This window comes from Pantoea sp. OVA07A, assembly GCF_019969975.1.
Classification (GTDB): Bacteria; Pseudomonadota; Gammaproteobacteria; order Enterobacterales; family Enterobacteriaceae; genus Pantoea; species Pantoea agglomerans.
In genome coordinates this window covers 52,918-66,827 of the sequence record NZ_JAHXYM010000006.1, presented here as the reverse complement: position 1 = coordinate 66,827, position 13,910 = coordinate 52,918, and the positions used below count along the sequence as shown (strand labels likewise).

Annotated in this window: 14 protein-coding genes; 10 read left to right on the top strand and 4 right to left on the bottom strand. The window is 56.9% G+C overall.

Annotation, left to right across the window (positions count from 1 at the left end; genetic code table 11):
- Nucleotides 1-18 precede the first annotated feature (18 nt).
- From dam to trpS, 4 genes are all read left to right on the top strand, one after another.
- Nucleotides 19-834, top strand: a complete 816-nt coding sequence (gene dam, locus LC417_RS18205) for an adenine-specific DNA-methyltransferase (RefSeq protein ID WP_010671570.1) — start codon at nucleotides 19-21, stop codon at nucleotides 832-834.
- A 67-nt stretch (nucleotides 835-901) separates the two neighbouring features.
- Nucleotides 902-1,585, top strand: a complete 684-nt coding sequence (gene rpe, locus LC417_RS18200; RefSeq protein ID WP_010253116.1) for a ribulose-phosphate 3-epimerase — start codon at nucleotides 902-904, stop codon at nucleotides 1,583-1,585.
- Complete coding sequence (locus LC417_RS18195) at nucleotides 1,569-2,246, top strand: phosphoglycolate phosphatase (protein ID WP_010253114.1); 678 nt, start codon at nucleotides 1,569-1,571, stop codon at nucleotides 2,244-2,246. Before rpe ends, LC417_RS18195 begins: the two co-directional genes overlap by 17 nt.
- A 16-nt stretch (nucleotides 2,247-2,262) precedes the next feature.
- Entirely contained in the window at nucleotides 2,263-3,264 is a 1,002-nt protein-coding gene (gene trpS, locus LC417_RS18190) for a tryptophan--tRNA ligase (RefSeq protein ID WP_010253111.1), read from the top strand.
- Between the two features lie 58 nt (nucleotides 3,265-3,322).
- On the opposite strand, the gene cysG is transcribed toward trpS, so the two are convergent.
- Genes cysG through nirB form a run of 3 tightly spaced genes read right to left on the bottom strand, consistent with a single transcriptional unit; the run spans nucleotide 3,323 to nucleotide 7,598 of the window.
- Nucleotides 3,323-4,687: a siroheme synthase CysG gene (cysG, locus tag LC417_RS18185; RefSeq protein WP_223566209.1), complete on the bottom strand. Its 1,365-nt coding sequence runs from the start codon at nucleotides 4,685-4,687 to the stop codon at nucleotides 3,323-3,325.
- Between the two features lie 47 nt (nucleotides 4,688-4,734).
- Nucleotides 4,735-5,061, bottom strand: a complete 327-nt coding sequence (nirD, locus tag LC417_RS18180) for a nitrite reductase small subunit NirD (RefSeq protein WP_033785680.1) — start codon at nucleotides 5,059-5,061, stop codon at nucleotides 4,735-4,737.
- Nucleotides 5,058-7,598 carry a nitrite reductase large subunit NirB gene (nirB, locus tag LC417_RS18175; RefSeq protein ID WP_223566208.1) on the bottom strand — a complete coding sequence of 847 codons (2,541 nt, stop codon included), beginning with the start codon at nucleotides 7,596-7,598 and terminating at the stop codon, nucleotides 5,058-5,060. Before nirB ends, nirD begins: the two co-directional genes overlap by 4 nt.
- A 217-nt stretch (nucleotides 7,599-7,815) precedes the next feature.
- Here nirB and LC417_RS18170 point away from each other — a divergent pair, with 217 nt between their 5' ends.
- Complete coding sequence (locus tag LC417_RS18170; protein WP_031593898.1) at nucleotides 7,816-9,093, top strand: cytosine deaminase; 1,278 nt, start codon at nucleotides 7,816-7,818, stop codon at nucleotides 9,091-9,093.
- Nucleotides 9,094-9,126: 33 nt separating this feature from the next.
- Here LC417_RS18170 and tsgA read toward each other — a convergent pair whose 3' ends face one another.
- Complete coding sequence (gene tsgA / locus LC417_RS18165) at nucleotides 9,127-10,305, bottom strand: MFS transporter TsgA (protein WP_010253099.1); 1,179 nt, start codon at nucleotides 10,303-10,305, stop codon at nucleotides 9,127-9,129.
- 260 nt (nucleotides 10,306-10,565) lie between these two features.
- On the opposite strand from tsgA, the gene ppiA reads away from it, so the two are divergent.
- The 5 genes from ppiA to LC417_RS18140 all read left to right on the top strand — a co-directional run bounded on the left by ppiA (nucleotide 10,566) and on the right by LC417_RS18140 (nucleotide 13,910).
- Nucleotides 10,566-11,138, top strand: coding sequence for a peptidylprolyl isomerase A (gene ppiA, locus LC417_RS18160; RefSeq protein ID WP_003852970.1), 573 nt, complete (start codon nucleotides 10,566-10,568; stop codon nucleotides 11,136-11,138).
- Between the two features lie 99 nt (nucleotides 11,139-11,237).
- Nucleotides 11,238-11,408, top strand: a complete 171-nt coding sequence (locus LC417_RS18155; protein ID WP_010253095.1) for a YhfG family protein — start codon at nucleotides 11,238-11,240, stop codon at nucleotides 11,406-11,408.
- Nucleotides 11,398-11,991 carry a putative adenosine monophosphate-protein transferase Fic gene (locus tag LC417_RS18150; protein WP_022624052.1) on the top strand — a complete coding sequence of 198 codons (594 nt, stop codon included), beginning with the start codon at nucleotides 11,398-11,400 and terminating at the stop codon, nucleotides 11,989-11,991. The genes LC417_RS18155 and LC417_RS18150 overlap by 11 nt, the downstream gene beginning before the upstream one ends.
- Nucleotides 11,992-12,032: 41 nt before the next feature.
- The gene (locus tag LC417_RS18145) at nucleotides 12,033-12,608 is read left to right on the top strand and encodes an aminodeoxychorismate/anthranilate synthase component II (RefSeq protein ID WP_223566207.1); all 576 of its coding nucleotides are present in this window, start codon (nucleotides 12,033-12,035) and stop codon (nucleotides 12,606-12,608) included.
- Between the two features lie 81 nt (nucleotides 12,609-12,689).
- Nucleotides 12,690-13,910, top strand: coding sequence for an aspartate aminotransferase family protein (locus LC417_RS18140; RefSeq protein WP_022624054.1), 1,221 nt, complete (start codon nucleotides 12,690-12,692; stop codon nucleotides 13,908-13,910).

The window sequence follows — 13,910 nt, the reverse complement described above, 5'->3', positions numbered from 1 at the left end:
TGTAATAACCACGACAGCATGAAAAAAAATCGCGCTTTCCTGAAATGGGCAGGGGGAAAATTTCCCTTAGTAGAAGAGATCCATCGCCATCTGCCGCAAGGCGACTGTCTGGTAGAACCCTTTGTTGGCGCGGGTTCGGTGTTTCTGAACACTGAATTTGATCGCTACCATCTGGCTGATATCAACAGTGACCTGATTAATCTCTATAACATTGTTAAAACGCGCACGGCGGATTTCATCCGTGACGCGCAGCTGCTGTTTACGCCGGAAAGTAACAACGAGATCTGTTATTACCAGCGTCGCACCGAATTTAACACCAGCACCGACGCCTACCTGCGCGCGCTGTTGTTCCTCTATCTGAACCGTCACTGTTACAACGGCCTCTGTCGCTATAACCTGCGTGGCGAGTTCAACGTGCCGTTTGGCCGCTATCGCAAACCCTACTTTCCGGAAGCAGAACTGTTATGGTTTGCCGAGCGTGCGCAAAAAGCGACGTTTGTCTGTGAATCGTACGATGTTACCCTGACCAATGCCGGTAAAGGCTCGGTAGTCTATTGCGATCCGCCTTATGCGCCGCTGTCGGCAACGGCCAATTTCACGGCTTATCACACCAACAGCTTCAGCCTGCGTGAGCAGGAGAACCTGGCGGCGTTAGCGGCAAAGCTGGCTTCGTCGGAGGACCGGATTCCGGTACTGATTTCTAACCACGACACTGCACTGACGCGTTTATGGTATCAGGATGCAGAGTTACATGTGGTCAAAGCCCGGCGTTCTATCAGCCGAAGCATAACGGGTCGCACCAAGGTCGACGAACTGCTGGCACTTTATAGCTAGTCTGTTTCGTCCGCGACCAACGCATTACGCCAGCCTGCGTGCTGGCGCACAACAGTGGGAGAATCGGATGAAACAATATTTGCTGGCCCCTTCAATCCTTTCGGCGGACTTTGCTCGCCTGGGCGAAGACACAGCCAAAGCGCTGGCGGCCGGAGGTGACGTGGTTCACTTCGACGTGATGGACAACCACTACGTGCCTAATCTGACCATGGGTCCGATGGTGCTGAAAGCACTGCGCGACTATGGCATCACCGCCCCCATCGATGTGCATCTGATGGTGAAGCCGGTAGATGCGCTAATCCCTGATTTCGCCAAAGCGGGTGCCACCTACATCACCTTTCATCCCGAAGCCAGCGAACACGTTGACCGCACCCTGCAAATCATCAAAGAGCATGGCTGCAAAGCGGGTCTGGTGTTTAACCCGGCGACCCCGCTGAGCTACCTCGATTACGTCATGGATAAGCTGGATATCATTCTGCTGATGTCAGTGAACCCTGGCTTTGGCGGTCAGTCATTTATTCCTGGTACACTGGATAAACTGCGTGAAGCGCGCAGGCGTATCGATCAGAGCGGTTACAGCATTCGCCTTGAAGTGGATGGCGGCGTGAAGATCGACAATATTGGCCAGATCGCTGCCGCCGGTGCCGACATGTTTGTCGCCGGTTCCGCGATCTTCGGTCACCCTGACTATAAAAAAGTGATCGATGATATGCGCAACGAACTGGAGAAGGCCAATGGCTCATTTCACTGATATTCGTGCGCTGGCGTTTGATCTCGATGGGACACTGGTGGATAGCGCACCCGGCCTGGCCGATGCGATAGACCGCACGCTGAACGACCTCCGTCTGCCGCAGGCGGGCCTTGAGCGTGTCTCAACCTGGATTGGCAACGGCGCGGATATCATGATGGCCCGCGCGCTGACCTTCGCGCTGGGCCGTGAGCCGCAGCCGGAAGAGCAGCGTGATGCGCGGGCGCTGTTTGACCGACATTATGCCGATACCGTGGATGCGGGCAGTACGCTGTTTCCACAGGTAAAGCAGACGCTGGCCGCCTTAAAGGCCGCCGGGCTGCCGATGGCGATAGTCACCAACAAGCCGACGCCGTTTGTGGCACCGCTGCTGGAGTCGCTTGGCATTGCTGATGCGTTTTCGCTGATTATCGGTGGCGACGATGTGCCGGTTAAAAAACCGCATCCTGCGGCAATTTTTATGGTGCTGGGCACCTTTGGTGTGTTGCCGAATGAGTTGCTGTTTGTCGGCGACTCACGCAATGATATCCAGGCGGCGCAGGCGGCGGGCGTACCCAATATCGGCATGACCTTTGGCTATAACTATGGCGAGCCGATTGCCACCAGCCAGCCCGATTTAACCCTCGACTCTTTCGACGAACTTTTGCCCGCTCTGGGGCTGTAAATATCAGGACATAAGTATGAAACCCATCGTTTTCAGCGGCGCACAGCCGTCCGGCGAACTGACCATTGGCAACTATATGGGAGCGCTGCGTCAGTGGGTGCAGATGCAGGATGATTTCCACTGCATTTATTGCATCGTTGATCTGCACGCGATCACCGTGCGTCAGGATCCTGTTGCACTGCGTAAAGCGACGCTGGACACGCTGGCGCTCTATCTGGCCTGTGGTATCGACCCGCAAAAAAGCACCATCTTCGTTCAGTCGCATGTGCCAGAGCACACGCAGCTGAGCTGGATCCTGAACTGCTACGCCTACTTCGGTGAACTGAGCCGCATGACGCAGTTCAAGGATAAATCAGCGCGTTACGAAGAGAACATTAACGCCGGTCTGTTCGACTATCCGGTGCTGATGGCGGCTGACATTCTGCTCTATCAGACCCATCAGGTGCCGGTGGGTGAAGATCAGAAGCAGCATCTGGAGCTGAGCCGCGATATCGCGCATCGCTTCAATGCGATCTACGGCGATATCTTCAAAGTACCAGAGCCGTTGATTCCGAAGTCTGGCGCGCGCGTGATGTCGCTGCTGGAACCGACGAAGAAGATGTCCAAGTCTGACGATAACCGCAATAACGTGATCGGCCTGCTGGAAGATCCGAAAGCGGTCGTGAAGAAGATTAAACGCGCCGTCACCGATTCTGAAGAGCCGCCAGTGGTGCGCTACGACATCAAAGAGAAAGCGGGCGTCTCTAACCTGCTGGATATACTGTCGGGCGTGACCGGTAAAACCATCGCCGAGCTGGAGCAGGAGTTCGAAGGCAAGATGTATGGCCACCTGAAAGGCGCAGTAGCCGATGCCGTGTCCGGTATGCTCTCTGAGCTGCAGGAGCGTTATCACAGCTTCCGCAACGATGAAGCACTGCTGGAGCAGGTGATGCGTGATGGCGCGGCCAAAGCACGCGCACAGGCGCAGGAAACGCTGAAGAAGGTGTATCAGGCGGTAGGCTTTGTCGCGATGCCGTAATGGCTGAGCAGACAACCAGGACGGCGGGCATTGTGCCCGCCGTTTTTATTTGCCGGACTCAGAACCAGCGCAGGCTGTCACGCAGACTTACCACGCTGCCGATGATCATCAGGCTGGGACTGGTCACCTGACCGGCTAACGCCTCCAGCTCGCTCAGTGTCCCGGTGACCACGCGTTGACGCGTAGTGGTGCCGTTTTCCACCAGCGCCACCGGCATATCGCTGCGCATACCGTGCTTTATCAACTGCTGCTGAATCTCTCCGGCCTGCGTGAGCCCCATATAAAAGACCAACGTCTGCTGTTCCGCCGCCAGCGTCTCCCAGGCGAGCGAGGCCTCTTTCTGCAGATGTCCGGTAACCAGTCTGACGCTCTGCGCATGATCGCGGTGGGTCAGGGGAATACCGCTGTAGGCCGCACAGCCCGATGCGGCGGTGATCCCCGGCACCACGCTGAACGGAATCTGCCGCTGCGCCAGCGCTTCCAGCTCTTCACCGCCGCGACCAAAGATAAAGGGATCGCCGCCTTTCAGCCGCACTACGCGTTTTCCCCGCTGCGCCTGTTCGCAGAGCAGCTGGTTAATCTCATTCTGCGGTACGCAGTGATGTCCGGCGCGTTTCCCGACAAAAATGCGCTCGGCATCGCGGCGCACCAGATTCAGGATCTCATTGGAGACCAGCCGGTCATAGACGATGACGTCTGCCTGCTGGATCAGCTGTAAGCCTTTCAGGGTCAGTAATCCGGCATCACCCGGACCGGCACCGACCAGCGCCACTTCACCCTGTTGGCGAAGGTCAGCGTTAAAGAGCTGGTCGGTAATCTGCTCCGCGCGTTCACTGTCGCCGTTGGCCAGCGTCTGGGCCAGCCGCTCGCTGTTAAAGAAGCGTTCCCAGAAGTGGCGGCGGGCACTGACAGCGCTGAATTGCTGTTTCACCCGCGCGCGCAAAGTGCCTGCCAGCTGTGCCAGCTGGCCAAGGTGTTGCGGCAGCATCGCCTCCAGCTTCTCCCGCAACAGGCGCGCCAGTACCGGCGCGCGTCCACCGGAAGAGACGGCGACCATCAGCGGGGAACGATCGATAATCGACGGCATAATGGCGCTGGCCTGCTGCGGCGCATCCACCAGATTGCAGAAGATCTGCTGTTTTTCGGCGGCTTCAGCCACCTGCTGATTAACCGCATCATCGCTGGTCGCGGCGACCACCAGCCAGCAGCCGGTGAGCCAGTGCTGATCAAACGCCCCTGGCAGCAGCGTGATGGTTTCCTGCTGCGCCCATTGCCGGAAGGCGGGGGAGAAATCAAGGGCACCGACCAGCAGTTCGGCGCCGGCCTCCAGCAGCAGGCGGGCTTTCCGCTCAGCCACGTCACCTGCGCCGACCAGCAGGCAGCGTCGGCCCTGCAGGCGGCAGAATAAGGGGAAGTAGTCCATCAGACGTCCTTAAAAAAGCCCGCGGAGGCGGGCTGTTGACGGGAGAGTTACAGGCAGACTTCAACCTGTCCGGCATTGACCCGCACCGGCCAGGCCGCCACGGAGCGCGTTTTATCCTCCATGCAGTAGCCATCGCTAAGACGAAAACGCTGCTTTTTCAGCGGGCTGGCAACCCAGAGCGCATCCTGATGTTCAGCAATAATGCCGCGTGACAGCACGCTGGCATCGGCAAAGGGGTCGATATTGCTGATGGCATAGAGCTGCTCATCGTTGCGGGGACGGAAGATAGCAACCTGCTGGCCTTTGACCAGCGCGCAGACGCCCGTAGCGGGCAGGATCTGCGTCAGCGGGCACACCGGATTCCACTGGCTCATGATTCGGTCTCCTCAATCAGGGTCACGGCAATGCGTTCATCGGCGCGTGCCGGGCGGTGCTGGTCGCGCTCCGCGACCCGCTGCACGCCAGGATCGCGTTGCGGCGAGTTGATAAAGTGGGCAAAGCGCGTCAGGTGATCCTTATCTTCCAGCGTCGCTTTCCATTCACAGCTGACGCTGGCGCGCAGTGCGGCCAGCTGCTGCTCCATCTGGCCGTTGAGGCCAAGTTTGTCATCCACAATCACCTTACGCAGATAGTCGATGCCGCCTTCCAGACTCTCCAGCCACAGCGAGGTGCGCTGCAGTTTGTCGGCGGTGCGGATATAGAACATCATGAAACGGTCGAGATAGGTGATCAGCGTCTGCTGATCGAGATCGGCCGCCAGCAGATCGCCATGGCGCGGCTTCATGCCGCCGTTGCCGCAGACGTAAAGGTTCCACCCTTTTTCCGTCGCGATAATGCCGACATCTTTGCCCTGTGCTTCTGCACATTCACGGGTGCAGCCAGAGACGCCAAACTTCATCTTGTGCGGCGTACGGATGCCTTTGTAGCGGTTCTCCAGCATCACGCCGAAGCCGAGGCTGTCACCCACACCATAACGGCACCAGGCGCTGCCAACGCAGGTTTTCGCCATGCGCAGCGCCTTGGCGTAGGCCTGGCCGGTTTCAAATCCGGCGTCGATCAGCTGTGACCAGATAGCGGGCAGATCGTCTTTCTGCGCGCCAAACAGACCGATGCGCTGAGAGCCGGTAATTTTGGTGTAGAGCTGATAGCGCTCGGCGATCTCGCCAATCACTTTCAGTCCCTGGGGCGTGATTTCACCGCCGGGCGAGCGCGGGATCACCGAGTAGGTGCCATCTTTCTGGATGTTGCCAAGGTAGAGGTCGTTGCTGTCCTGTAACGGCGCGTGCTGGGGCTTGAGCACATACTCATTCCAGCAGGAGGCGAGCAGTGAGCCAACCACCGGCTTGCACACTTCACAGCCGTAACCCTGACCATAGCGGGCCAGCAGTTCGTCAAAGGTTTTAATCTCCTCTACCTGAATCAGGTGATAAAGCTCCTGACGTGACCATGCGAAGTGGGCGCAAAGATGGTTATTGACCTCAATGCCCTGACGGCTGAGTTCACTATTGAGAACCTGGGTGATCAGTGGGATACAGCCGCCGCAACCGGTGCCGGCACGGGTGCTGCTTTTCAGTGCTGCCACGGTATGACAGCCACCCTGTACCGCCTTAATGATGTCGCCTTTACTGACGTCAAAGCAGGAGCAGATTTGTGCGGTATCAGGCAGAGAATCGACGCCGATGGCCGGTTTATCCCCGCTGCCGGCTGGCAGAATCAGCGCTTCCGGATTAGCAGGCAGCGGAATACCATTCAGCACCAGCTGCAGCAGGTTGCCATAATCGCTGGTGTCGCCCACCAGTACGGCACCCAGCAGGGTTTTCTGATCTTCGCTGATAATCAGGCGCTTGTAGATCGATTTGCTCTCATCCAGCCAGACCACGCTGCGAGCGCCTGGCGTGGTGCCGCGCGCATCGCCAATGCCGCCAACATCAACACCCAGCAGCTTCAGTTTGGCGCTCATGTCCGCGCCGGTAAACGCATTGGCGCGGCCCAGCAGATGGTCGCTGGCGACCTGGGCCATTTTGTAACCCGGCGCCACCAGGCCATAGACACGATTCTGCCAGGCAGCGCACTCACCGATAGCGTAGATGGTGGGATCGCTGGTCCGGCACTGGTCATCAATGGCGATGCCGCCGCGCGGCCCCAGGGCTAATCCACACTGTTTCGCCAGTTTGTCCTGCGGGCGAATGCCGGTGGAGAAGACGATGAAATCGACCTCCAGCGCGCTGCCATCAGCAAACTGCAGCGTTTTGCCGCCGTGTTCGTGATGCACAATCTGTTGGGTGTTTTTACCGGTGTGGACCCGTACACCCATCTGCTCAATCTTGCGACGTAGCTGCTCACCGCCTTGCTGATCTAACTGCTCCGCCATCAGCACCGGCGCAAATTCAATGACGTGGGTTTCAATGCCCAGATTTTTCAGTGCGCCCGCCGCTTCCAGCCCCAGCAGGCCGCCGCCGATCACCGCGCCGCGTTTGCTGCGGCGCGAACAGGCTTCGATGGCGTTGAGATCTTCGATGGTGCGATAGACAAAGCAGTCGCTGCCTTCGGCACCGTTGATTGGCGGGATCCACGGATAAGAGCCGGTGGCAAAAATCAGCGTATCGTAATGCACTGCGCGACCGGTACTGGAGTGGATGAGTTTCTCATCACGATTAATGGTGATGGCGCGTTCACCCAGCAGCAGATTGACCTGATGTTTGTCGTAATAGCCTTCACGAACCAGCGACAATTCTTCAGCGGTGTGATGGGAAAAGTAGGCGGACAGGTGGACACGATCATAGGCGACGCGGGGTTCTTCACAAAAGACGGTCAGCGAAAACTGGTCAGGTTCCGCTTTCTCTAGTAATTCTTCTATGAAGCGGTGGCCGACCATGCCGTTACCGATAACGACGACATTGTGCTTGCTCATTTTTGCCTCAAATTTGCGATATCTGCGGCTACAATAGCGCGCCGTTTCTGGCACTTATTGATATACATCAACCACGACGCCATATACCTATTAAGAGGTATATGGTTGATTTGAAATAATTTTTTCTGGTGCGGATAACCCGCTGATTATTCGGGCTTGCGGCGGGTCACCTGAATCGTGTTAGTTTTAAAACACAAAACCGGAAAAGGAGTCGGCAATGATGTCACCTAAGTGGATCAATAACGTGCGTTTACCCTGGCGGGATGGGTTATGGCAGATCGCCATCGCCGATGGCAAAATTGCCCGGCTCTCAGCCCAGCCGCAGCACGCTTCACCGGCGGATGAATCGCTGGACGGCGAGGGTGGCTTAGCCTGCGCGCCTTTTATTGAGCCGCATATTCATCTGGATACCACCCAGACCGCTGGCGAACCCGCGTGGAACCAGTCCGGGACGCTGTTTGAAGGCATTGAGCGCTGGGCTGAACGCAAAGCCATGCTCAGTCATGAAGATGTTAAGCGGCGGGCGATGCAGACGCTGAAGTGGCAGATTGCCAACGGCATTCAGTTTGTCCGTACCCATGTTGACGTTTCTGACCCGTCACTGACGGCGCTTAAAGCGATGCTGGAGCTAAAGGCGGAGATGGCGCCGTGGATCACTATCCAGATTGTTGCTTTTCCCCAGGAGGGTATTCTCTCTTATCCCAACGGTGAAGCGCTGCTGGAGGAGGCATTGCGGCTGGGCGCGGATGTGGTCGGCGCGATCCCGCATTACGAATTCACCCGTGAATATGGCGTTGAGTCGCTGCATAAAACCTTTGCGCTGGCTAACCGCTACGATCGGCTGATCGATGTTCACTGCGATGAGATCGATGATGAACAGTCGCGCTTTGTGGAAACCGTGGCGGCGCTGGCGCATCGCGATGGCAACGGCGCGCGCGTGACGGCCAGTCATACCACCGCGATGCACTCTTACAATGGCGCGTATACCTCACGACTGTTTCGACTGCTTAAGCTGTCGGGCATTAATTTTGTCGCGAATCCGCTGGTCAATATTCACCTGCAGGGCCGCTTTGATACCTACCCTAAACGGCGCGGCATTACGCGGGTGAAAGAGATGCTGGAGGCGGAGATTAACGTCTGTTTCGGCCACGACGATGTGTTCGATCCCTGGTATCCGCTGGGTACCGCCAGCATGCTGCAGGTGCTGCATATGGGCTTACACGTCTGTCAGTTGATGGGCTATGAGCAGATTGATGCGGGTCTGGATCTGATTACGCATAACAGCGCGAAGACGCTGCAGCTGTCAGGCTATGGCATTCAGACCGGCAACGATGCCAGCCTGATTATTCTGCCGGCAGAGAGTGGTTTTGATGCAGTAAGAAGACAGGTTCCGGTGCGCTACTCACTGCGTCGCGGCATTGTGGTGGCAGAGACAAAGCCCGCAGAAAGCGAGATTTACTGGCGGGAGCGGGAGCGGATAGACTTCCGGCGTTAAAGCAGGGCGGCGATCTATCGCCGCCCTGCATGATTAATGCGTAACGTGACCGTGCGAGCGATGTTTAGTGACCAGCCCCAGCAGGACACACATCACAAACACCACCGCGTAGAGGCCGTTAGCGGTGGCCAGCGCCGTGTGCACGCCGCTCTTCTCAACAATCGGCGCGGTCACCACGAAGGTCAGCATGGTGCCGACGGTGCCGCAGGTCAGAATAAAGTTCACCAGCTTCGGTGACGCCACTTTGGTCTGCAGCGAACCGAGCGTGATGATGGTGGTGTAAATCGCGCTCGAGCTGAAGCCCAACACCATAATGATCCACTTCAGCATGCTGGCATCGCTGCTGCTGACGAACCAGTACATCAGTACGGTAGCCAGTCCCGCCAGTACCATCAGAATGCGTTGCAGATCGAAGAAGCGCAGCAGGAAGCTGAAGGCCCACATCCCCACCATATAAGCGGTCCAGAAGCTGCCCACCAGTTGTCCGGCATCATTAATATTCATGCCCATGACTTTGGTGGCATATTCCGGCACCCAGGAGATAAAGCCAAGCTGGCCCAGAATGTAGCAGAGCGCCGCCACTGCCAGCAGCAGCACGCCCACACCCCATTTTTCTTTCTCAACTGTCGGGCTGTTTTCGGGCTTACGCAGCACCGGGAACTCGACAAACAGCGTCATGATGAAGATCGCGACGTAGATAAAGCCGATGCAGACGTAGACCCAGTACCACGGCAGCTGACGCGCCAGCAGAATCCCCGCCAGCACCGGAAACAGCGTGCCCGCCATGCTGAAGAAGGAGTCGGTAAACAGCAGGCGCGAACCGCGCTGGCGGCCTTCATACATATGGGTGATCAGGAAGGTGCCGATCGACATAGTAATGCCGCTGACCACGCCCAGCACAAACATACAGAGCGAGAAGACGGTCAGATCGCGGCTGGTCATCAACCCGATTATCGCCAGTACCATCAGGACGAAGCCGAAAATCAGCTGACGCTTCAGTGGCACAATCACCATCAGCCAGGCGTTCAGGAAAACCGCCGCCAGGATGCCGCTGTTGAGGAAGGTGAAGGTATTACTCATGCTGGAGATGGGGATCTGGAAATCTTTTGCGATATCGCCCATTACCATGCCGGTAACAATCACCAGCGCGCCGGTAAGCGCGTAGGAGAAGAAGCTTATCCAGGTGAGGCCAATACGATTGCGGTTTGTCATGTTCTGAACCTGTTGAGAACCGGGTGCCAAAAAGTGTCAGAAAGTGTAAACGGAACCGTGATCTTAATAAACAACCAGTGAAACCAGAGATCCATATTTCATGTGTTGTGTGATTTTAATCACGTAATTGCCGGGGTTTAACGTTTGCCCCCCCATTTGCTGCCACAGCGTAAATATAGGTAAAACGCTGGCTCCTGGAATAGAGTCTCTTTACAATCAATCACGTTTTTGTGCCCGCTCTCCCAGGTAAGGAATCTTTCATGTTTAAACGTACTTTAACAGCGGCCATCACCCTGTTAGCGCTCTCTTCCGTTTCCGCCCAGGCGCTGGCTGCAAAAGGTGACACCCACGTTCTGCTCACCACCTCCGCCGGCAATATCGAACTCGAACTGAATAACCAGAAAGCGCCGGTTTCTGTGAAAAACTTCGTTGATTACGTCAACAACGGTTTTTACAACAACACCATTTTTCACCGCGTGATCCCGGGCTTTATGGTGCAGGGTGGGGGCTTCACTACGGACATGCAGCAGAAGCAGACCAACGCGCCGATCAAGAATGAAGCGGATAATGGCCTGCGTAACCTGCGCGGCACGATTTCCATGGCGCGTACCGCCGATAAAGACAGTGCGACCAGCCAGTTCTTCCTCAACGTCGCGGATAATGCATTTCTCGATCACGGACAGCGCGATTTTGGCTATGCCGTATTTGGTAAGATTGTGAAAGGTCAGGATGTGGTTGAAAAAATTTCTCAGGTACCGACCAAAGATGTGGGTCCTTACCAGAATGTTCCATCCAAACCGGTAGTTATCCTCTCCGCCAAAGTCCTGCCTTAGGTCCGTTCGTCGCCATCTGCGGATGGCGACCGCCTGCCGCATCCGGCAAAGCCAGAATTTGCTCTTATACTTAGGGCAAAAACCTGAGCAGGAGGCGGCATGGCGAACAAACTCACCGAAAAACAGAAGGTCACCCTGTGGCGACAGCGGCGTAGCGCCAGCTATCAGGCCAGCTGTCGGCTGGAAGGCTTCTCGCCAAATGAAACCAGCGTAAACAGCGATGATGCGGCCGCACGTCTGGCGTCACTGAGGAGGCAATATGGACTCTAATACCGCCGTCAGCCAGGATCCCTACCTGTGGCAGCATGACAATGTGCTGAAAAACCTGCCCGATATTCACGATGCCGCGCAGCTGCGTAAGGCGGAGCTGAGTTTTAGTGCGGCGCGTGCCGCCACGCTGGAGCTGGGCCCACGTAATCCTGGACTGCCTTACCTGCGCCAGATCCACCGTACGCTGTTTCAGGACGTCTACAGCTGGGCTGGTGAACTGCGCACTATCGATATCTGGCGCGATGAGACGCCGTTCTGTCATTTCGAATATATCGAAAAGGAAGGTAACGCCCTGATGGCCGCGCTGGAGGAGGAGAAGGGCCTTGCTGACCTGCCACGTGACGCGTTTATTGAGCGTGTTGCCCACTACTACTGCGAAATCAATATGTTGCATCCTTTCCGCCACGGCAACGGTCGGGCGCAGCGGATTTTCTTTGAACAGCTGGCGCTGCATGCCGGTTATCTGCTCTCCTGGGAAGAGACTGACGCTGAAAGCTGGAAAGCGGCGAATCAGGCCGGTGTGGCCGGAGACCTGACTCTGCTGGAGCAGGTATTTGCGAAAGTGGTGAGCGAGGCGGCTTAACCGCGTAGAATAGCGGCGCGGGTAATTATTCTGGACTGGCCATGCTGCTGCTTATCGACAATTACGACTCCTTTACCTGGAATCTTTATCAATATTTCTGCGAGCTGGGCGCGCAGGTTCAGGTGGTGCGCAATGATGCCATCACGCTGGAGCAGATGGCGGCGTTACCGCTGACTCATCTGGTGATCTCCCCTGGTCCCTGCACGCCGTCGGAGTCAGGCATTTCGCTGGCGGCGATCCGGCATTTCGCCGGTCAGCTGCCGGTGCTGGGCGTCTGCCTGGGCCATCAGGCAATTGCGCAGGCGTATGGCGCGCAGGTCGTGCGCGCGCGTCAGGTGATGCACGGCAAAACCTCTGCGATTCAGCACACCGGACAGGGCGTGTTCCGCACTCTGAATAATCCACTGACCGTGACCCGCTACCATTCGCTGATTGTACAGCGCGACTCCCTGCCAGATGCCTTCGAGGTGACTGCCTGGACGGTGCGTGACGGCGAGCCTGAGGAAATTATGGCATTCCGCCATAAAACCCTGGCGCTGGAAGGCGTGCAGTTCCATCCCGAAAGCATTCTCAGCGAGCAGGGACATCAGCTGCTGCGCAATTTCCTTGAGCAATAAGTTGCCTTTGAGTGATTTTTTATGCATATTTTGTGATTATTATTTCAAAGTTGCACATCAATCATCTAAATGGGGTCATCAATGGCAGCGGAAAAAATTGCGGTCACGCGGGAGACGTTCGATAACGTTATTTTGCCTGTTTATGCACCTGCGCAGTTCGTGCCGGTAAAAGGCAAGGGCAGTCGTGTATGGGATCAGCAGGGCAAAGAGTATATCGATTTCTCAGGTGGTATCGCCGTCACCGCACTTGGACACTGCCATCCTGCGCTGGTGGAGACGCTAAAAAGTCAGGGCGAGACGCTGTGGCACACCAGCAACGTCTTCACCAACGAACCGGCGCTGCGTCTTGCCAGTAAGTTAATTCAGGCGACCTTTGCCGAGCGGGTCTTCTTCGCTAACTCCGGGGCCGAAGCCAACGAGGCCGCCTTTAAGCTGGCGCGCTACTACGCCTGCAAACGTCACAGCCCGTTCAAAAGTAAGATTATCGCCTTTCATAACGCCTTTCATGGCCGGACGCTGTTTACCGTCACGGTCGGCGGACAGCCAAAATATTCTGATGGGTTCGGGCCTAAACCGGCGGATATCGTCCATGTGCCGTTCAATGATCTGAACGCAGTAAAAGCGGTCATTGACGATCACACCTGCGCCATTGTGGTTGAACCGATTCAGGGTGAGGGCGGCGTCGTGCCCGCAACGCAGGAATTTATGCAGGGACTGCGTGAGCTTTGCGATCAGCATCAGGCGCTGCTGGTGCTGGATGAAGTGCAGAGCGGCATGGGGCGCAGCGGCAAGCTGTTCGCCTATGAGCATTATGGCATCCAGCCCGATATTCTGACCTCAGCCAAAGCGCTGGGCGGCGGTTTCCCGGTCAGCGCCATGCTGACCACTAACGAAATCGCCTCGACCATGGCGCCGGGCGTGCATGGCACCACCTATGGCGGCAATCCACTCGCCTGCGCCATCGCCGAAACTGCGCTCGATATTATCAATACGCCGGAGGTGCTGGCAGGCGTTGAGACACGTCGTCAGCACTTTGTCACGGCGCTGCAGGCCATCGATGCGAAGTATGATCTCTTCAGCGATATTCGCGGCAAGGGTCTGCTGATTGGCGCGGCGCTGAAACCGCAGCATGCCGGTAAAGCACGCGACATCCTGAATGCCGCGGCCGCAGAAGGCGTGATGGTGCTGGTTGCCGGCACCGACGTGATGCGTTTTGCCCCGTCACTGATCATTGAGCCTGCCGACATCGAAGAGGGCATGAGTCGCTTCGCCACGGCCGTCGGCAATGTGCTCAACGGCTAG